General features: G+C 39.1%; 18 protein-coding genes, 2 pseudogenes and 1 riboswitch. Of the genes and pseudogenes, 7 read left to right on the top strand and 13 right to left on the bottom strand.

Going from position 1 to position 18,769, the window contains the following annotated elements:
• Positions 1 to 317 precede the first annotated feature (317 nt).
• The 5 genes from ACZYRN_RS04515 to ACZYRN_RS04495 all read right to left on the bottom strand — a co-directional run bounded on the left by ACZYRN_RS04515 (position 318) and on the right by ACZYRN_RS04495 (position 4,424).
• On the bottom strand, positions 318 to 446 hold the full coding sequence (locus ACZYRN_RS04515; protein WP_488910294.1) for an enoyl-CoA hydratase-related protein: 129 nt from the start codon (positions 444 to 446) through the stop codon (positions 318 to 320).
• Between the two features lie 34 nt (positions 447 to 480).
• Positions 481 to 1,383, bottom strand: coding sequence for a hydroxymethylglutaryl-CoA lyase (locus ACZYRN_RS04510; protein WP_488910549.1), 903 nt, complete (start codon positions 1,381 to 1,383; stop codon positions 481 to 483).
• 40 nt (positions 1,384 to 1,423) lie between these two features.
• On the bottom strand, positions 1,424 to 1,636 hold the full coding sequence (locus ACZYRN_RS04505; RefSeq protein ID WP_488910293.1) for an acetyl-CoA carboxylase biotin carboxyl carrier protein subunit: 213 nt from the start codon (positions 1,634 to 1,636) through the stop codon (positions 1,424 to 1,426).
• A gap of 37 nt (positions 1,637 to 1,673) precedes the next feature.
• Positions 1,674 to 3,017, bottom strand: a complete 1,344-nt coding sequence (locus ACZYRN_RS04500; RefSeq protein WP_488910292.1) for an acetyl-CoA carboxylase biotin carboxylase subunit — start codon at positions 3,015 to 3,017, stop codon at positions 1,674 to 1,676.
• Between the two features lie 267 nt (positions 3,018 to 3,284).
• Positions 3,285 to 4,424: an acyl-CoA dehydrogenase gene (locus ACZYRN_RS04495; protein WP_488910548.1), complete on the bottom strand. Its 1,140-nt coding sequence runs from the start codon at positions 4,422 to 4,424 to the stop codon at positions 3,285 to 3,287.
• 620 nt (positions 4,425 to 5,044) lie between these two features.
• Between ACZYRN_RS04495 and ACZYRN_RS04490 the strand changes: the two genes are divergently transcribed.
• The 6 genes and pseudogenes from ACZYRN_RS04490 to ACZYRN_RS04465 all read left to right on the top strand — a co-directional run bounded on the left by ACZYRN_RS04490 (position 5,045) and on the right by ACZYRN_RS04465 (position 8,820).
• The gene (locus ACZYRN_RS04490; protein ID WP_488910547.1) at positions 5,045 to 5,728 is read left to right on the top strand and encodes a CoA transferase subunit A; all 684 of its coding nucleotides are present in this window, start codon (positions 5,045 to 5,047) and stop codon (positions 5,726 to 5,728) included.
• A 23-nt stretch (positions 5,729 to 5,751) separates the two neighbouring features.
• The gene (locus ACZYRN_RS04485) at positions 5,752 to 6,405 is read left to right on the top strand and encodes a CoA transferase subunit B (RefSeq protein WP_488910291.1); all 654 of its coding nucleotides are present in this window, start codon (positions 5,752 to 5,754) and stop codon (positions 6,403 to 6,405) included.
• Positions 6,406 to 7,593 (top strand): acetyl-CoA C-acetyltransferase, encoded by a 1,188-nt coding sequence (locus tag ACZYRN_RS04480; protein ID WP_488910289.1) that lies wholly within the window; start codon positions 6,406 to 6,408, stop codon positions 7,591 to 7,593.
• A 67-nt stretch (positions 7,594 to 7,660) separates the two neighbouring features.
• Positions 7,661 to 7,810, top strand: a pseudogene (locus ACZYRN_RS04475) (IS4 family transposase); the annotation flags it as partial.
• Positions 7,756 to 8,013, top strand: coding sequence for a DUF1284 domain-containing protein (locus tag ACZYRN_RS04470; protein WP_488910287.1), 258 nt, complete (start codon positions 7,756 to 7,758; stop codon positions 8,011 to 8,013). The pseudogene ACZYRN_RS04475 and the gene ACZYRN_RS04470, both read left to right, overlap by 55 nt.
• 681 nt (positions 8,014 to 8,694) lie before the next feature.
• Positions 8,695 to 8,820 (top strand): hypothetical protein, encoded by a 126-nt coding sequence (locus ACZYRN_RS04465; RefSeq protein ID WP_488910285.1) that lies wholly within the window; start codon positions 8,695 to 8,697, stop codon positions 8,818 to 8,820.
• Between the two features lie 91 nt (positions 8,821 to 8,911).
• Here ACZYRN_RS04465 and ACZYRN_RS04460 read toward each other — a convergent pair.
• From ACZYRN_RS04460 to ACZYRN_RS04445, 4 genes and pseudogenes are all read right to left on the bottom strand, one after another.
• Positions 8,912 to 9,150: pseudogene (locus tag ACZYRN_RS04460) on the bottom strand (prolipoprotein diacylglyceryl transferase family protein); the annotation flags it as partial.
• A gap of 125 nt (positions 9,151 to 9,275) precedes the next feature.
• A complete protein-coding gene (locus tag ACZYRN_RS04455; protein WP_488910283.1) occupies positions 9,276 to 9,473 on the bottom strand; it encodes a VWA domain-containing protein in 198 nt (65 codons plus the stop codon).
• A 190-nt stretch (positions 9,474 to 9,663) separates the two neighbouring features.
• Positions 9,664 to 10,431 carry an N-acetylmuramoyl-L-alanine amidase gene (locus tag ACZYRN_RS04450; protein WP_488910281.1) on the bottom strand — a complete coding sequence of 256 codons (768 nt, stop codon included), beginning with the start codon at positions 10,429 to 10,431 and terminating at the stop codon, positions 9,664 to 9,666.
• A complete protein-coding gene (locus ACZYRN_RS04445) occupies positions 10,428 to 10,580 on the bottom strand; it encodes a hypothetical protein (RefSeq protein WP_488910280.1) in 153 nt (50 codons plus the stop codon). Before ACZYRN_RS04445 ends, ACZYRN_RS04450 begins: the two co-directional genes overlap by 4 nt.
• Positions 10,581 to 10,618: 38 nt before the next feature.
• Positions 10,619 to 10,703: riboswitch (cyclic di-GMP riboswitch) on the bottom strand.
• Between the two features lie 766 nt (positions 10,704 to 11,469).
• Here ACZYRN_RS04445 and safA point away from each other — a divergent pair.
• Positions 11,470 to 12,069, top strand: a complete 600-nt coding sequence (safA, locus tag ACZYRN_RS04440) for a SafA/ExsA family spore coat assembly protein (RefSeq protein ID WP_488910278.1) — start codon at positions 11,470 to 11,472, stop codon at positions 12,067 to 12,069.
• Between the two features lie 777 nt (positions 12,070 to 12,846).
• Here the strand turns inward: safA and ACZYRN_RS04435 are convergent.
• The 4 genes from ACZYRN_RS04435 to ACZYRN_RS04420 form a co-directional block, all read right to left on the bottom strand.
• A complete protein-coding gene (locus tag ACZYRN_RS04435) occupies positions 12,847 to 13,188 on the bottom strand; it encodes a hypothetical protein (protein WP_488910276.1) in 342 nt (113 codons plus the stop codon).
• An 884-nt stretch (positions 13,189 to 14,072) separates the two neighbouring features.
• Positions 14,073 to 14,261: a hypothetical protein gene (locus ACZYRN_RS04430; RefSeq protein ID WP_018392665.1), complete on the bottom strand. Its 189-nt coding sequence runs from the start codon at positions 14,259 to 14,261 to the stop codon at positions 14,073 to 14,075.
• A 766-nt stretch (positions 14,262 to 15,027) separates the two neighbouring features.
• Positions 15,028 to 15,561, bottom strand: a complete 534-nt coding sequence (locus ACZYRN_RS04425; protein WP_488910273.1) for a mismatch-specific DNA-glycosylase — start codon at positions 15,559 to 15,561, stop codon at positions 15,028 to 15,030.
• 625 nt (positions 15,562 to 16,186) lie between these two features.
• The gene (locus ACZYRN_RS04420) at positions 16,187 to 18,121 is read right to left on the bottom strand and encodes a fructose-1,6-bisphosphatase (RefSeq protein ID WP_488910271.1); all 1,935 of its coding nucleotides are present in this window, start codon (positions 18,119 to 18,121) and stop codon (positions 16,187 to 16,189) included.
• Positions 18,122 to 18,769 lie beyond the last annotated feature (648 nt).

Genomic DNA, 18,769 nt, shown 5'->3' with positions numbered 1-18,769 from the left:
TTCCTCCCTTATTCCCTCATATTCCCTATAAAGCCGGGAGATCTTTTTCCTTGAAAGCTTATCGCCCTTCTAATCGCTCCTTCATCGGAATGGTTCTCATAAACATTTTGCTCCATAGCAAGTGGTTGCTAAATCTATGTGACCCTCTTATCAATAGAGAATTTAACCTGAGTAACGGCAATGGAAGCATTCTAAACGATCTGATTAGCTATATCTGATGCTTTTTTAAGCAAGGATGAGCCGTTATTATATACTCAACTAACCCAATCTCCCCTGCTTCCCCAGCATCAGTCCTTCTGACAGTGAAAATCAGCCCTTTAGCTCGTCCCTTCCCAGCCCAATCTTGACAAACGTTGTATTCCACCTGGGCCTCGAATAATTCCGAGTAAAGTCTCCGTATTACCGAACTTCGCTGTTTCTGAAGCGACCCGGATGTCACAAGCCAACGCAAATTTGCATATGCCGAATAACCACCCTGGCCTATCCAGTCGAGCCCCAGACTTGAAGACTACGGCTTGGCAAAGGCCTTCCTACCTTATCCTGAATAAAACGGGCTGCGCTTAGCAGCTTTTCCTGATTCACCCCTGTGTTAATCCCCATGCTGTTCAGCATGTAAAGAAAATCTTCTGTAGCCACATTGCCAGATGCACCGGGTGCATATGGGCATCCTCCTAAACCGCCAAGGGAGGCATCAAATATGGTAATCCCCATGTCTAACGATACTAAAATGTTGGCTAATGCTATCCCATGGGTATCATGAAAGTGTAAAGCAAATTTATTTGCAGGAAAACGCTTTAATAAGACCTCTAACACCTGTTGTACTTGCTTCGGATTCGCCACACCGATGGTATCACCTAGAGACAACTCTCCAATTCCCATCTCAAACAAAGTTTCCGATACCCTAATAACCTTTTCTATATCAACGATACCTTCATAAGGACATCCAAATACAGTTGAAACATATCCTCGGCTAGACTTTCCTGCTGATTGGGACTCTTCCACCACTTTTCTTAAAATAGGAAATGTATCCTCTATCGATTTGTTAATATTTTTCCGATTATGTGTTTCACTGGCTGACATAAACACAGCCACTGTATCAATGTTGGCTTCCAGCGCCCGCTCCAGACCTTGATGATTCGGAACAAGAGCGGTATAGGCTACACCCGACACACGCGTAATGCCTGTTGCTACCGCAACAGCATCTGAAAGGGCAGGAATCCATTTCGGATTGACAAAGGAAGTAATCTCGATATTTTTCAATCCGCTCTCAGACAATTGATTGATCCAAGCAATTTTATCCTCCGTAGAAATAAACACCTTCTCATTTTGCAATCCATCCCTTGGTCCTACTTCTTTTATCGTTACGCTGGTCGGCCAGTTCATCGCCACGTCTCCTTTCCTCCCATTTCATATCTTTAGGGGATTACTCAAGCTCCACCATTACATCTCCTTCATTAACAAAATCGCCTTCACTCACCTTTACTTCTTTGACAGTCCCACCGAAGTCCACTGCAATTGGAATCTCCATTTTCATCGATTCTAAAATGACCACATCCTGTCCTGCATCTACCTGGTCCCCAACTTTAACAAGAATCTTCCATACACTCCCCGCCATAATTGCTAATACTTGACTCATCTTTATTCCTCCTGTTTCATGCGATTTATGTGGTTCCTTATTTTTCTTGTAAATACTTTTCCACAAAGTTCGTTGTCGTATCTCCTGAACGGAATGCCGAATGTGCTGCCACTTCTTGTAACATCGGAATATTCGTTTTGATCCCCTGGACTTGATAATGGGCTAACGCAAATTGGAGACGATCAATCGCCTCATTACGGTCCTTACCTTTTATCACGAGTTTGGCAATCATCGGATCATAAAATGGAGTAACGACTGACTTATCGCTCACTGCTAATTCATGGCGAATACCTGGGCCTTCGGGTAACACCAATTTCGTAATCGTGCCGGGTGACGGAAAAAATGTCTTCGGATCTTCAGCATAGATTCGTACTTCGATTGCATGCCCACCAAGTTTTACATCAGACTGAATAAAATTTAAGGAATCACCAGCTGCAATCCGGAGTTGTTCTGCAACTAAATCCAATCCAGTAATTTCTTCCGTAACCGGATGTTCAACTTGCAGGCGAGTATTCATTTCAAGAAAGTAAAAATTCTTATCAGCATCAACCAAAAACTCAATCGTACCAGCATTTCGATATCCGATTGATTTAGCCGCCTTTACTGACGCCTCCCCCATCTTGCTGCGAGTAACTTCATCCAGAAACGATGAAGGAGCTTCCTCTACTACTTTCTGATGACGACGCTGTACCGAACATTCACGTTCCCATAAGTAAACTGTATTTCCACATCCATCAGCCAAGATTTGAATCTCAATATGCCTTGGATTTTCTATATATTTCTCTACGTACATAGCACCATCACCAAAAAAATCCGTTGCTCGTTTTTGGTTCCCTCCAAACGCTTTACGAATTTCATCTGCACTGCGAACAATCTGCATGCCAATACCGCCCCCACCTGCTGAGGCTTTGAGCATAACCGGGTAACCTATACGATCGGCTACTTGCACCGCTTCCTCCGCGTCAGCTAAGGGATATGTTATACCCGGAACTATCGGTATACCAACTTTTCCCATCACCTTCCGCGATTCAATTTTGCTGCCCATGCGGGAAATAACTTCAGAAGAAGGACCAATAAATATAAGCCCCTCTTGCTCACAACGGCGAGCAAATTCAGCATTTTCTGAAAGGAGGCCATATCCGGGATGGATGGCCTCTACTTCGGATAATCGGGCGACTTCTAAAATCTTATCGATGTTTACGTAACTCTCCGCTACTCGCGGGCCTCCAATTAAATAGGCCTCATCGGCCATTTTGACATGTGGTGCCTCTGCATCGGCTTCTGAGTAAACCCCTATCGTAGAAATACCCAAAGACTTGCACGTTCGCATAACTCGAACTGCGATTTCTCCTCGATTCGCGACCAGAACCTTTGTAAACATTCTTTGCCTCCTCTGCTTTTGCTATATCTTTTTAATTGAAGTTTCCCTTTGCACGTTCAGAATCTGATTCGCATCCTCACGAAGCTTAAATTTTAACGGATTCAGTCATTGAAAACGGTGGTAGAATCGGACTGCTTTAATAGATACTCAAGTTCGGCGGCACGATAATTTGTATTTACTGTAACGAGAATAGCCCCCCTACCCCAGCGTGATACTCATTAAATCACCCATATAGGAGATCCATCTCTTTTAAATAGGATATTTTTCTTAACAGCCGATTTGACGAGCAATAACCATTCGTTGTACTTCAGAGGTTCCTTCACCGATCTCTAAAAGCTTAGCGTCACGGAAGAATCGCTCCACTTGATACTCCTTCATATAACCATACCCTCCATGGATCTGTACGGCTTGATCACATACTTTCATACACATTTCCGAAGCATATAATTTAGCCATGGCTGCTTCCTTTTTAAATACCCTTCCTTGATCTTTCAACCATGCCGCTTTGTAAACCATGTTGCGAGCTAATTCAATATTCATAGCCATGTCAGCCAGCTTAAATTGAATGGCTTGAAACGCAGATAAGCTGTTACCGAATTGTTTTCTTTCTTTTGCATACTGAAGCGATTTCTCATAAGCTCCTTGAGCAATCCCAACAGCCATTGCCCCGATCCCGATTCTTCCTCCATCAAGAGTAGCTAAAAACTGCTTAAACCCATTTCCTTCTACACCAAGAAGATTTTCTTTGGCAACGCTTACATTTTCAAAAATTAGCTCCGTTGTATTTGATGAATGAAGTCCCATCTTTTCGTAATTACTAATCACAGTAAATCCTGGCGCATCAGTAGGTACAATAAACGCACTAATTCCATTAATTCCTTTTGAGCGATCTGTTACGGCAGTGATGGCGAGATTTTTGGCATAGCTTGCATTGGTAATAAAACATTTAGAACCAGAAAGCACCCACCGATCCTCGTTAAGAATCGCCTTTGTTTGTGTTCCGCCTGCGTCAGAACCAGCATTTGGTTCAGTCAGACCAAAAGCACCCAAGTACTCCCCTGTACAAAGTGGCGTTAAATATTTCTCCTTTTGCTCATGCGTACCAAATAAATGGATAGGTGCTCCACCTAATGAAATATGTGCGGAATAGGTAATACCTGTAGATCCACATACTCGACTTAACTCTTCTACAACAATAGCAAAGCTGATTGTATCTGCATCACTACCACCATATTGTTCAGGAAAAGGAAGACCCATTATTCCTAGCTCTGCTAATTGATCGAATATCTCCTTTGGAAATTCACCTGTACGATCCCTTTGATCTGCACCTGGAGCAACTTCAGCTTCCGCAAAGTCACGAATCAACTTACGTATCATGGTTTGTTCTTTCGTTAAATCAAAATCCATTAAACTTTCAATCCTTTCTTTTTTCATTTTCATAAATTTTATTAATGCTATCTAATTAGTTGGTTAAATAGAAATACCCATTTTAGATTTTCCATTCCATGAAAATCAAAAAATTTGTAGTTTTTACATAAAAATACTGTTGAATGATTAATTATAGAAAATAAGATTGATAATACAATTTGTGGCTTTGTCTTATAATCTATAAAGTATTCTTAATTTTGTTATTTAATGCTATTTATTTTATGCTGGTTCCTTCCTAATTTAAAAGCCCAATTTCTCTGGATTTTATTCACCTTGACCTTTCTTAAATCTTCGTCTAGCTACGCTTTTTCCAAGTTCTTGAACAATTAAAGATGCATTAGATCCTGTAAGCTACGTATTGAAAGCTTATACATAAAAAAATTTATTTCGGCAGTGGCATAAAAAGTTGCAGGAAATTTATGAGGCAGCCAAGAATACTCATGATTTTAATCATGAGATGAATAGGCTTTGGATAAGGTGTGTCTTGTGACACGTTAATTATCCGATAGATTTTATTCTTTTTATGTATTTTATAAAAAATCAGAATGTAAACTCTTACATAAGAGAAAAATTAAGGAGGGATTTTTGTGAGCAAAGTAATGACATCCTTTCAAAAAGCGGTTTCAGACATTCAAGACGGCGCGACGCTTATTGTTGGCGGATTTGGTTTGTGCGGTATTCCAGAATTCTCTATTCAGGCACTTCGCGAACAAGGGACAAAAGATTTAACCGTTGTAAGCAATAACTGCGGCGTAGATGATTGGGGCCTTGGCCTTCTTTTGGCTAATCGGCAAATTAGAAAAATGGTGTCTTCCTATGTAGGAGAAAACAAAATTTTTGAACAGCAGTATCTAAATGGTGAACTGGAAGTAGAGTTGACGCCTCAGGGTACACTCGCGGAACGGATGAGAGCTGGCGGAGCTGGTATTCCGGGCTTTTACACAGCGACTGGTATTGGGACACCTATCGCAGACGGAAAAGAAATTAAAGATTTTAACGGGAAAACCTATCTTCTTGAACGAGGAATCATTGGGGATTTTGCGCTCGTGAAAGCCTGGAAAGCTGATACTCTTGGCAACCTTGTATACCGTAAAACGTCCCGTAATTTTAATCCATTGGCAGCGATGGCAGGAAAAATCACAATTGCTGAAGTCGAAGAAATAGTAGAGGCGGGCGAACTAGATCCGGATGCAATCCACACGCCAGGTATTTTCGTACAGCGTATTCTAGCGGGCACTAACTATCAAAAACGGATTGAGCGGCGGACTGTTGGACAAGCATAACCCGATAAAAGGAGCGGATGAAAATGAAAGGCACACGGTTAACGATTGTTAAAAGAGCGGTGCAGGAAATTAAAGATGGGATGAATGTCAACCTTGGGATTGGAATGCCGACACTGATCGCAAATAAGATTCCTGAGGATATCAACGTATTATTGCAGTCGGAAAACGGACTACTTGGCATCGGTCCTTACCCGATAGATGGTGAGGAAGATCCGGATTTGATTAATGCAGGAAAAGAAACGATTACAACAGTTCCTGGATCCTCTTTTTTCGACAGTGCTGAATCATTTGCGATGATTCGTGGCGGTCATATTGATCTTGCCATTCTTGGCGGAATGGAAGTGTCCGAAAAAGGGGATCTTGCCAACTGGATGATTCCGGGCAAAATGATCAAGGGCATGGGCGGTGCCATGGATCTTGTCAATGGAGCTAAACGTATCGTCGTCGTCATGGAACATATAAACAAGCAGGGCGAGTCGAAAATAAAAAAAGAATGTACTTTGCCTCTGACGGGTAAAAGCGTTGTACACCGGTTAATTACCGACCTTGCTGTATTTGATTTTACACCGGACGGCATGGTACTGATTGAAACAATAGATGGTGTGACGACAGAGGAAGTGAAAGAAAAAACAGAAGCAGCATTTCACGTTTCTGCAGAATTGTTGGAGGGTGAGTAAATGGTCAAAACAGTGATTTTAGACGGTGCACGTACACCAATTGGTAAATTTGGCGGCGCTCTTTCTTCATTACAGGCGTCAGAACTCGGCGGTATTGTCATGAAAGAAGCTCTACAGCGGGCCGGTTTAAAGCCCGAAGAACTCGATGAAATTATTTTTGGCAATGTGCTGCAGGCCGGTCAAGGACAGATTCCTTCACGGCAGGCTGCACGAGCTGCGGGCATTCCATGGAATATTAAAACAGAAACCATCAATAAAGTTTGTGCATCCGGCCTTCGAAGTGTCACTATGGCAGACCAAATCATTCGGGCCGGCGATGAAGAAGTAATTTTAGCCGGTGGCATGGAGTCGATGTCGAATGTGCCTTACGCAGTGTTTAAAGCAAGATGGGGGGCACGCATGGGCGATACACCGATGGTTGACTTAATGATTCATGATGGACTTTCATGCAGCTTTACCGGCGTTCACATGGGGACATATGGAAACACAACAGCTGAAGAACTCCAGTTGTCTCGTGAAGAACAGGACAAATGGGCCGTACGCAGCCATGAACGAGCGATTGCGGCCATTGAAAAGGGCAAGATGGCAGAAGAGATTGTTCCAGTTGAAGTGCCGCAGCGAAAAGGGGATCCAGTTATCGTAGATACAGATGAAGCGCCGCGTAAAGACACAACGACAGAAATTCTCGCAAAACTGCGGCCGGCATTTGGCAAAGATGGTACGATTACAGCCGGGAATGCGCCCGGCGTTAATGACGGCGCAGCGGCACTTATATTAATGAGCGATGAGCGGGCAGCAAAGGATGGGAAAAAAGTACTTGCAACAGTGATTAATCATGCAGAAGTTGCGGTTGCAGCTGAAAAATTCCCACAAACCCCGGGCCTTGTTATTAAAGAGATTTTAAAGAAAACAGGCAAATCTATTGAGGATATTGATTTGTTTGAAATAAACGAAGCGTTTGCAGCTGTTTTGCTGGCCAGCAATAAAATCGCCGGCATTGATCATGAGAAAGTGAATGTAAATGGCGGTGCCATCGCATACGGTCATCCTATTGGCGCAAGCGGAACACGTATTATTTTAACACTCGCGTATGAGCTGAAGCGACGCGGCGGTGGCATTGGTATTGCAGCGATCTGCTCTGGCAGCGGGCAAGGTGATGCGATTATGATTGAAGTAAAGAAGAATTAAGCTCGTCATGGTTCCATAGCGCAGCAACATCTAATACCCCATCCTTAAATCAGGACGGGGTCACTTTTATTCTCCGCCCTGGCAAATCGAAGTCTTTTTTTAAACCTGGGAGTCATTCTTCCAATTTGATAAGTGTAAGAAGATAAAACAGAAGCAATTGGAATGTCACCTCTTTGCCCAACTCATCGGTATTTTACTCTGCTCGTCTACGATGTTTCACATAATCAGTTGTGTGAAAAGTGCCCAAACTCAGGTGAATACCACTGCCATGGCGACCATATTTATGATAAAGATGCCGCTATTTTAGTGAAATTAGGGTTTAAAATCGGACAAATTCTGAATTGGAAGGGCATTGAGTCGCCCATCCGAAAGTATATCGTGCCTTCCGACATTCAAATTGTGTGTACATCTTGTTCCTGACGGTCATACGGAGTTTGTGAAGAGGGTATTCAAGAGATTCTTTGAAGGAAAGGGCTTAAGGGAAGTTAAATAAGCCTTTCCCCTTTTATTAAATAGTTCCGTTTTGAGATGTATTTAAGTAGAAGCACTACCAGCCTGAAATCATTATATATTAAGGTATTCTACTTACGTTAGTTGAAGAAGAAACCATTCCACAGCTCTTAAGTTATGACACCATCAATAACTTTCTTTTCCTCATTATCGCCCTACTTTCATCTAACCCTTATACACCCCCAAAAAACAGCCGAATTAATTTGACGAATGCCTTTACTCATAGCAGCTTTAATTTAATTATGTGAAAAATGAAAATTAAAGGAATAATGAGAAAATTAATGAGAAACTAAGAAAAACAGAGTTGGTTGCGTTTGCATTGCCAATGTTGTCGTTTTCATTGTCTATGTCTACGCTTTCATTGACTTTGTAAAAAAAGCCCAAAGGAAGGATAATGAAGACATACCAAATAGAAAGGGGATTACCTACATGAGTAAAGTTATTACAACTGTTAGTGACGCTATGAAATTGTACGGCAAAGAAATAACAAAAGCGTGGGAAAACGGCTCAATTATTGATAAAAAGAAAAAGTAAAAGCTTATCTCTAGGAAATAACAAAACAGATCAACAAATCGAAAGGAGATTATCCAAATGACTAAAGTTATGACAACGATCACAGAAGCTATGAAATTATATGGTAAAGAAATGACGAAAGCATGGGAAAACGGCTCAATCGTTAACAAAAAACAAATAAAAAGTAAGGTAGATTATAAATGATTTTAACTAACCAAATATATCAAAGTGACCCACCAACCGATTCTCAAAATTTAAAAAAGAGAATCGGTTTATTTATGTAAATTTACTTCTATACATACATCAATACACAAAAAACGATTATACTCCATAACGATTCATATGAAACATTGAATGATAGTACTGTCCACCAATGTACATCTGATTAATAATAACATCGGGTAAATACAGTTGCTCCAAAAATGCTCTAGAAACTTCTCTCATAAAAGCTTCTTGGTTCATATAATTCCCCCAATGGCCGATTGCTTGCCCTAAAACGATACTGAGTGCTGCGATATCTGCTAGTTTTAAGAATTATCCTTTCTTTCCTCCACTACGGTTTGCTCTACTCAAATATGTTCCACCTCTCATTAGGGTATATAAAAAAACGCGGAACAGCCGAAGCAACCCCGCCATTAAGCACATTATCTTCCATCCAATCAACCTTCAAGGAAGGATAAGAGCTTGTTATGGGAAACTGTAAATAACTCTTTCTTATCATAAAATCCGCTTCTCTTTCGCTTCTTTAACCACATAGGAAACTCATTCAATAAATTCTCATAGAGTTCTTCGTCTGATACCTTATCTATGTGATCAATGTGATAGAAATTAGCGTTATCTACAACTCTGCCTTCCATAGTATCTAACTTTCGAAGAACATCAAAGTTAGCATCGCCTTCATTTCATCACCTTGTATGACTGGCTGCGGCCGGTCCTTTTTGTTTAGAAAATCCAGTCATATTAATGCTCATGGCGTTTGATCAATCAACTTAAATGAGACAAATAATAAAAGCCCCGGCCGCAAACGCGTAACCAGGGCATATTTATTTACTCTTCTTTTCTAATCTGCGGATTGAAGCCATGATTCTTTGCAATTTCCACCTTTGCTTTTTCAGCAGTTTCCAGTGATGTGAATACACCAGTCCATACGCGCTGGTCTTTTACATACGCATTGTATCCGATTGCTTTGGCAGCTTTTTGTGCACTGGCTTCATCTTTAAACGTGCCTGTGTAAATACGATATGTGCCCGGAGATTCCTTTCTCACCAGCTTCGCGCCTTTCGCAATCCCCTTCGCGTGCGCTTTGGCCAGTCCGTCAAGAAAAGTATCGTTTTTCAAAAGAGCAGCTTCTTTCGGGTTGGTGACAAAAAGATTTTCGATCAGGACAGCCGGCATATTCGTTTCACGTAAAACAGCTAAATTTTTCTCTTTTTTCTGTCGATCTTGAATACCAAATGGTTGTAAAAATGATAGAATTTCTTCATGTACAGCTGTCTGAAAAGCAGCTGTTGCAGATCCTTTTCCCGGTTGTCGATATGTTTCAAAACCATGTGAATCCGCATTATAGCTGTTCAGGTGAATAGATATAAAGTAATCAGCGCCATCCTTATTAGCGATGTCTGCCCGTTTTGACAACTCGTGAAAAATATCTGTTGAACGAGTGAGTGTCGCTTGAACATTGGAATACTTGTTGTTTAAATAGGCTGCTGTTTTTTTAGCAATAGTCAAAACGACGTCTTTTTCCTGCAAACCGTTAGCAACTGCACCCGAGTCTTTCCCACCATGCCCAGGATCAATTTTGATTTTAATAGTCATTTCAACCCCTCACTTCCTAGAGAGGCTTTCTTACGTACCGCTTCTTTAGTAATATTATTTCGCCAATCTACTTCATCACGTGTTGTAAAAAACTTGATTCCAATTAACTTCAACGGTGTCCTGATTTCTTCCGAACTACATAACGGCATAAATTGTTCCTCCTATTAGAAATTGTACGGAAATCGTATTCGACAACTGGCTGGCATAGTTTTATTACCTTAGCCCCTATAGTTTTGCGTCGCCGCTTTTCAACGGTTTTGCCCTTTCGTACAATTCTTGGAGTACTTATTTATCATATGACTTAAATCCCGTTATTTTGAGCCCATTTACTCGTTAATTTCCGACAAAAATAACACTTTTATTCTGATTTGAAATGGCTCTTTCAGCTAAAATCATGTTTAGATAACAACTAGGTCCACCATCTAGTTTCGATTATCATTTCCTCCCAGTTAAATAAAAAAGAGCCGCCCCGGAGGCCCGCTCGTTATTTCTCTTCGCCCTTCAATCTGCTAATGGTTAATGATCCCCCAGCACTGCGAGCCACAATCCGGAGTTTTCCAACGTTATCATGATTGAGCCCTCCTTCCGCACTTTCTGATTCCGGCTGAACATGTCCCACTTCCGATGCTGTATCTGAAGAGAAGAGTTATCGCTGACGGAGATATCTACTGAAGAAAAAAAACCACAACTTTCTCTTGTTCCTCGGGAAGAAACGCCCATCACAATGGACGATGTCGTTTATTTTTTACGAAGTATTGAAACATCGCATGATATAAAACAAGAAAAAGGACTAAATGGTTTTACAATCATGTAACAGTGAATCGATTTTGCCTTATCAACTTTGCGCCGAATGCTCATTTTTACGAATATATAGATTGAGAGGGATCTTTAGTGCAAGTACTTGTCTATTTTTCCATATTTTCACTGAATTATATCATTCTTCTTATAGTGGAAACAATTTATTATTGGTAGGTTTCCAGAATTGTGTTTAAATAGAAAAGGATTCTAGCTAGACAAATAAAAACTATTGGAGGATATATGAAGAAGATTATCGCTGCAACACTGCTTACCGTCACCCTACTACCATCTATCGCTTCGGCAGCCACCACACATACCGTTCAATCTGGGGATACAATGTGGAAGATTGCCAGCAAATATAAGGTGGGAACCTTAGAGATTATCACGGCAAATCCGTCAGTAATGAACCCTAATATGATCTATCCGGGTCAGAAGCTAAATATTCCAACGGTTGACACAAATGTAACAAATACTGAAGCAGAAGTCATCCGTTTAGTTAATGTAGAACGTCAAAAGGCAGGACTTAAGCCATTGACACAAAACTGGGAGCTTTCTCGTGTCGCTCGAATTAAATCTCAAGACATGATGAATAATAAGTATTTTGGTCATAATTCACCTACATATGGTACTCCGTTTAATATGATGAAAAACTTCGGTATTACATATAAATCAGCCGGAGAAAATATCGCTAAGGGGCAAACGACACCTGCAGCAGTCATGAAAGCTTGGATGAATTCGTCTGGCCATAAAGCAAACATCTTAAGCAAAAACTTCACTCAAATTGGCGTAGGCTATGAGCCAAACGGCAATTACTGGACACAACAATTTATCCAGAAATAAAGAAAAAAAGGACAGGCTAATTAGCTTGCCCTTTTTCATCTTTACGTTAAGAACCCTTTTAACGCATATTCGTTTCATTTTCGCTTGAAAATTGAGTTTACGCAAAGTTAATGCCTTTGTAAACTGTGCGCCAAAACAAGATTTAGTATAGATGTTGACTATTACTAACCAATTTAAAAAACTCTTCCAAACCCTGTTTTTCGTGAGATTGAAACGTACCTTGAAGCTTTTTATCCAATGGTTTTGACAAATTCGTATTTCACTACATCTGGAATATAAGGTGACTTTACTAATAACATTTCATAAAAATACGATAATTCGTTTTAGTTGAATATGCACTTCTAATTGTATGGAACGCCTTTTTCTCGATTCCGCGCGACTCGTCTCCTTTTTCACTTGGTGCTGCCGCTCAATATGTACCGGAGAACGCCATTACTATCCGATTCTTCAGCTATATTACCGTTTTTCAGATATGGATGCTTGTCATTCAGTATCGTTTTTTACGGACATCGGAGGCAAAAGGTCCACGCTATGTTTTTTTCATGGTGTTCCTAATTGGACTTGGCTTTCTCGGTTTTATCTGCGTTATTTGCATCGATTCACGTCGACAATTTGTTTTAATCAAAAGAGGTGAGTACATTGAAATAAATAAAGAAATAAGCATGCCTGCAGCGAGTGCGGCTGTCATTGCCAGAAACTTGTATTTGATTTTTATAGAAGAAAACGGAACTATCTGCAATGTAAATAATAGTGCTATGCTTCTTTTAAACTTTAAAATCAACTGGCAGTTTCTTTTGATTGATCCACATGGGCTCTTACTCCATCTGTAATAAATTCTTCTGTTAAGGCGATCGCCATAATGATTGTTCCGAAAAAAAACATGGATAGACCGATCGCGTTTGAAACATGTGAAGAAGGACCAAAAAAAATCCAAAACATAGATACTAGATGAATGCTTATCCCTGATACGTATAGTTTTTTAGCGGACTTTGCCTCTTTCATTACCCATATTAATGAAAATAACACAAATAAAAACATGATGCTTTCAAGAAACAGCCCTACCGTAGTAAATAAAAAGTTCGGATTATTTGTGAACTCAACCATCTTGTTAAGCAGCAAACATGTACCTCCTTTTTAATTTTATGTATACGGCAGCGTCATCTTCTTTATTCCAGCGAGTTAATCATTCGTAAAATATAAATATCTACAGATAAAATTTCATTAAAATCCATATCAAAGTCAAATTAAAAGCGACATTACGTAAGTAACGCCGCGCTTAGACTTGCCTAGTTTTTAGCGAAATAGCATGGGCTTTATCAAATTTGCACCCAAATAACGTTCAGACCACTAACTATTATTTGTAGAACTAATGCCAACCCCTTTAGAAGAACATGGATAAATTCGTTGTTCCCAATTTATTTTTGCCACCAGAATTAATCCTGATGATAAACTTCTACAAATAGAACAGCTAAATATAGGCGCCATTACGAATCTTAGCGTTTCCCTTCCCCGCTCCCATGTTGCCCTTTCGACACGTCAACATTTATTCGGTTAACAGGTAAAAAGCAACCTAGCTTTTTCCTCTATTTCCAAACTCACAAACACAAAAGGTATTTACTATCTTTTGAAGCTCTCTCTTTTCATAGTAGCAATCGTACATTCACATCACCTCACTTCATAAATATAGGAAAAGCTATGGATTTATGTCTACAATATAGTCCGGTTACTCATTCAATATATCAACATCTGTTCGGGTAATAGGCATAAAACAACCTGTGAAATCTGAATTTTCTCCACAATAAAAGCCCATGTGGCTCAACAACTCGCCACATAGACTTTTCGGTTTTCCATAGTTGCTCGCTACAAAATAACGACAGATTTTCCGCCTAAATACAAAATCAATACAAAGTCCATACCTACAAAATTCACAAAAATTTCGTTACCGGTCTGAAGGAATCTCATGTTTATAAACTTGTCACTACAAGCTTATGTAGGTTTAATAATTAAGAACCACTGCTATGCTCACCTGTAGTTTCTATGGCAGCTTCCCAATTTGGAAAATGATATAATGCATTTTTCATTAGCTCTGGATATGACTTTTTTATTTGTTTCTTCCGAAGTTGCTCTCCGTCTCTTTGCTTTAGTTCAGAAATTTGATTCATTACTTCTTCAATGCTCATACTCACTTCCATTTACTAACTTACCTCCCTTTCCTAACTTATTTTTATTTTCCCCATAATCTCGGAGAGTCATACTCCGTTTTTCCAGTAAAGTTGGATTTTATATAATGCCTTGAACAATCATAAAGACAAACTCCCGCTGTATCTCTTTGTATGGATTCGTTTTTCTTTTATACATATAAAGGGAGTTTTTACTCTTGGCAGCGTGTTTGCTCCCCAATTTAAGAGGATTCTTTTATTTTGGGAAGATAGCTTTTAACTCCGGTCTGGGAGCAACCTCACTTAGGCGCCATTACTAGTCCTGTACTTACCGTCTCATCAATTCGATGTTGCCTATTCAACACGTCAACATTTATTCGGGTAACAGGTAAAAAACAACCTCGCTTTTTCCTATATTTTCAAACTCACAAACCCAATCGGCTCAAGAGTTTGCGAAGCGGTCATTGGCATTTCCCAAGTTGCTCAATACAAAATAACGAGAAAGTTTCCTAATAAATACGAAATCGATACAGAGCCATATACAAAACGCATAGAGATTCTGTTGCTCAAATGGAATATTGTTGCTCACTCCCCATAACAGACAGGAACCTTTCCCTCGTCTCCCCAAACCAAATAAAAAAATCACCCTGCCCAAGCCTAGTTTATAAAAAGGACGGACGTTGTCCAACTTCACAATAACTTTCTTAGCTATAAATAAAGGCTATGAAAATACGGTCATTTATGTGAACTTCAACCGGGAGCTTGAACAACATTTAAGGAAGCACCTTGAAGAAGCCAGCTATTCTGTTTGGCCCTCTTTTTTTGCCAGAGAGGAACCAAGCGGCAAAAGCTGCTTGTAAATGCCGATTATTTCCTCCATTTTCATCCTTACGAGACCACTGGAAGAAGGTGCCACGAAGTCCAACGTGCCCGGAACGACAGAGGCAGGTTGGGGACCCCATAAAACCTGTTTCCTGCCACTATATTCCTGATAAACCCCTTTGCCGACAAAACAAACAATTTTAGGACGATAACGTTCTATCTTTTTTTGTAATAGAACCCTTCCCTCTTGATATTCTTCTTTTGTAATTTCGTCAGCCGTTTTTGTTGGCCTCGCGACAATATTTGTTAAGCCATACCCTAAGTCTATTAACTGGCTGTCCTCGATTGCCATAAACTTTCTCGGGGTTAATCCCGCTTCAAAAAGAATTTTCCAAAAACGGTTATTCGGATTAGCAAAATGATGCCCCGTTTCCCCAGAGCGAACACTGGGATTAAAACCGACAAAAAGAATATCAAGATTTTCTGTTAAATGGTCCTTGATTGGTTTCACTCTTCGGATCTCCTCTCTTATAATCGACTCATTTACTTCCCTATACTGTTCCCCACTTTTCGCTGTCGTAAAAAAACGAAACACTAAGCTTTAACGTTATGAATACAAATCCGTAGTGTATTTTCACTTTTACCAAAAAATCCCTTGAGCTAATCCTAAAAATAAAAAAGTTGGTCCCTACTATTTGTAGAGAGCCAACTAAAGTTCATTCATAAATCTTGTAATGGATCATGAAGCCTGTCCCTATCGTTTAAAGCGTCTCGGATTCGATTTTAAATCCTTCCACGAACACTCTTTATAGAATTTAAAATAACGCATTTTGAATGAAGTCTTGTCAAAATGCGTTATCCCTATTTGTCACTGATATTCATTTTTACTTCATATAAGGTATATATTTCATGACCTCCACTGCATACGACACAATGAAGTACATATGTACATGCCAAACAATAATACAATGAAACCGGCAAAGGGTGACAAGGTATCTGTCATGAATATAACGAACCTCAAAACTCCAGACAATTAGGTAGCTGTTAAAGACGATACAAATTTTGGTAAAATACCAGATTCATACCGCCTAGCTACTGCTCTTCTTTCAAACTCAATGAAGGTGTCAAAACTGATATCACTTCATATAACGATATTCCCTCAGATTATTCAAAATGGAGATTTTCTGTAATAATTCCTCACCAATATTCGTTTCTCTCACTCTTTTTCTCTCTAGTTCTTCATCTACCAATCTTTTTACTGATAAAACATCCGTTCCGTTACATAAAACCTCTTCTTTTGAATTAAAATGTTTATGGGCGACTAGCTGCATCCCGTAGGAATTGTATAGTAACGTGTATCCAGCTATACCCGTTGTGGATTGATATGCTTTGGAAAAACCGCCATCGATGACGATCATCTTCCCATTTGCCTTAATCGGATTTTCTCCATCAATTTCTTTAACGGGTGTATGGCCATTGATAATACGGCCCTGATCAGGATTAAGATCAAATTCGGTTAGGATTTTACGGCAAATTTCCTCATCTTCACGTAAAGAGTAGTATGGATTCTTTCTCTCTCTATGGGTTTCCTTATCCTTAATAAAGTATCTCTCAAAGGTTGTCATTTCTCTTTTCCCAAAGAGTGATGAATATTCTCCTGTCCATAAATACCAGACCATATCGATCGCAATGTCATCCGTTTCTTCAGGACGTGCAAAGGCATACCGCAGATAATGTTCGAAAATATCAAGCAAATCACGGCCTGCATAATTTTTATTTTCAATCACCATTTTTTCCATATTTCCTTTTTCATCTAAAGGAATGCAGCCATGTATTAATAAGTTCCCATTGTATTTCAAATAAAGACTGCCTTTTTTCATCAGAAAATTCATATGTCTGGCTAGTTTTTCTGAATGCTGAACAGAAAATAACAGTTTATCCATCACTTGTTTTTCTTCCTCTAACAATTGATCAGGCTGCTCTGGATTAATCGTGGCAAAACACGTATTTTCCAGCGGATACGTTTTCCCCTGAATCGTTACTTCGTTTTTGTCATAATCAATTTTTTCAAGCAAAAGTCTCTCCGACATATCAAAGCACGGGCGTCTTTTGATGATCAGACTTTCAAGCTTGAACTGAATGATAGAAATGGCTTGATGAATTTTGGTAATTTGCAAGTGTTCCTGCTCAGATAAGTTTTCATCTGACTGTCTCTTTGGCCGAAAAGCTGGATTGTCGTCATAGTACTTTTCCGCGAGGTTCAGAAGCGGCCTTAGATTGATTCCATAAACATCTTCAATAATATCTAAGTTATTGTAGCGGGCACAGATACGAATAATATTAGCAAGACAAACCTTTGAACCGGCAAAAGCACCTAACCATAGGACATCATGATTTCCCCACTGAATATCAACGGAATGATAATTAATGAGAGTATCCATAATTTTATGAGGATCAGGTCCGCGGTCATAAATATCCCCAACGACATGAAGATGGTCCACAACCAATCTTTGAGTGGTATAGGCAAGGCCAATAATCAGCTTATCAGCTTGGCCAAGTGTAATAATTTGCTGGACCATTTTTGTATAATAATCTTTCTTGTTTTTGAATTCATCTGTTTTATATAATAACTCTTCTACAATATAAACAAACTGTTTAGGCAAGGCTTTCCGTAATTTCGAGCGTGTATACTTGGAGGAAGCATATGAAATAAGCTTCATCATACGCTCCACGATCTCTATGTACCATTGGTGTAATTCTTTTTCATTGCCAAAATGACTTTTAATTAATTGTAATTTTTCTTCAGGATAATAAACCAATGTTGCAAATTCATTTAATTCTTTTTCATATAATTCATCTTTAAAAAGGTCTCTGATTTTCACTTTTACATTTCCTGAACCATTTCGCAGCACATGCTGAAAAGCTTGGTACTCTCCATGCAAATCACTCACAAAATGTTCCGTTCCCTTTGGCAGATCAAGAATGGCTTCAAGATTAATAATTTCAGTGGCCACCTTTTCTTCACTATCATATTTTTGCGCTAATAAATCTAAGTATTTTGAGTTTAACATTATGTATCCCGCTTTCAAATTTAGTCATTCATGTTGCATCTAATATATGTAGCACTTCTATTATAAAAGAAAAAGCAACTAGAAATTATAAAAATAATTAATATTTCTATTGTCTTTGTTTGCCATAGAGATTGAATCGGGTAATAAAGGTTCCCTCCACTGAAAAATATGGTAATAGTGAGCTTATTAATTGTGCAAAGTTTCAGATTTTATTCTTCAGCTTCCTATAATGAAGGATAAACCTCATTTACTTATGATACGGTTCACCGAACAAAACATAATAACATGGTTAATTTTGAACACAAAGTATTCATATCTATATAACATTTCCCACAATCTTGTTGTGGATTATATCTTTTCCTCAACATTGACTTCATTCAAAAAGCTTATTTTGGACAGCTAATGATAAATTATTTATTTCCTGCTTCAGTTAAATTAAATAAATTTTTATAAAATTATTCAAATTTAGACAAAATTATTCATTTTTGATTTATAAAGCCCCTATATTATGGAATCTAGCTGTTATGTCCAAGCTCACTTATTCCTTTTTCATATACTAATAAAAAAAGGAGGTGAGAAAGTGAGTAATAGTAAGTATAGCTCTTCACGCAAGAATAAAGAGAAAGAGAGTAATAATGAATATAGCTC

This window comes from Domibacillus sp. F004 (assembly GCF_057814295.1).
Note: the sequence above shows the minus strand (reverse complement) of the source record. Positions and strands in the feature narration are given on the sequence as shown.

Bases quoted from the DNA above. Each gene is read 5' to 3' on its own strand.
- ACZYRN_RS04510 (WP_488910549.1), bottom strand. From the start codon at position 1,383: ATGAACTGGCCGACCAGCGTAACGATAAAAGAAGTAGGACCAAGGGAT.
- ACZYRN_RS04505 (WP_488910293.1), bottom strand. From the start codon at position 1,636: ATGAGTCAAGTATTAGCAATTATGGCGGGGAGTGTATGGAAGATTCTT.
- ACZYRN_RS04500 (WP_488910292.1), bottom strand. From the start codon at position 3,017: ATGTTTACAAAGGTTCTGGTCGCGAATCGAGGAGAAATCGCAGTTCGA.
- ACZYRN_RS04495 (WP_488910548.1), bottom strand. From the start codon at position 4,424: ATGGATTTTGATTTAACGAAAGAACAAACCATGATACGTAAGTTGATT.
- ACZYRN_RS04490 (WP_488910547.1), top strand. From the start codon at position 5,045: ATGACATCCTTTCAAAAAGCGGTTTCAGACATTCAAGACGGCGCGACG.
- ACZYRN_RS04485 (WP_488910291.1), top strand. From the start codon at position 5,752: ATGAAAGGCACACGGTTAACGATTGTTAAAAGAGCGGTGCAGGAAATT.
- ACZYRN_RS04480 (WP_488910289.1), top strand. From the start codon at position 6,406: ATGGTCAAAACAGTGATTTTAGACGGTGCACGTACACCAATTGGTAAA.
- ACZYRN_RS04470 (WP_488910287.1), top strand. From the start codon at position 7,756: ATGTCACCTCTTTGCCCAACTCATCGGTATTTTACTCTGCTCGTCTAC.
- ACZYRN_RS04465 (WP_488910285.1), top strand. From the start codon at position 8,695: ATGACTAAAGTTATGACAACGATCACAGAAGCTATGAAATTATATGGT.
- ACZYRN_RS04455 (WP_488910283.1), bottom strand. From the start codon at position 9,473: ATGGAAGGCAGAGTTGTAGATAACGCTAATTTCTATCACATTGATCAC.
- ACZYRN_RS04450 (WP_488910281.1), bottom strand. From the start codon at position 10,431: ATGACTATTAAAATCAAAATTGATCCTGGGCATGGTGGGAAAGACTCG.
- ACZYRN_RS04445 (WP_488910280.1), bottom strand. From the start codon at position 10,580: ATGCCGTTATGTAGTTCGGAAGAAATCAGGACACCGTTGAAGTTAATT.
- safA (WP_488910278.1), top strand. From the start codon at position 11,470: ATGAAGAAGATTATCGCTGCAACACTGCTTACCGTCACCCTACTACCA.
- ACZYRN_RS04430 (WP_018392665.1), bottom strand. From the start codon at position 14,261: ATGGAAGTGAGTATGAGCATTGAAGAAGTAATGAATCAAATTTCTGAA.
- ACZYRN_RS04420 (WP_488910271.1), bottom strand. From the start codon at position 18,121: ATGTTAAACTCAAAATACTTAGATTTATTAGCGCAAAAATATGATAGT.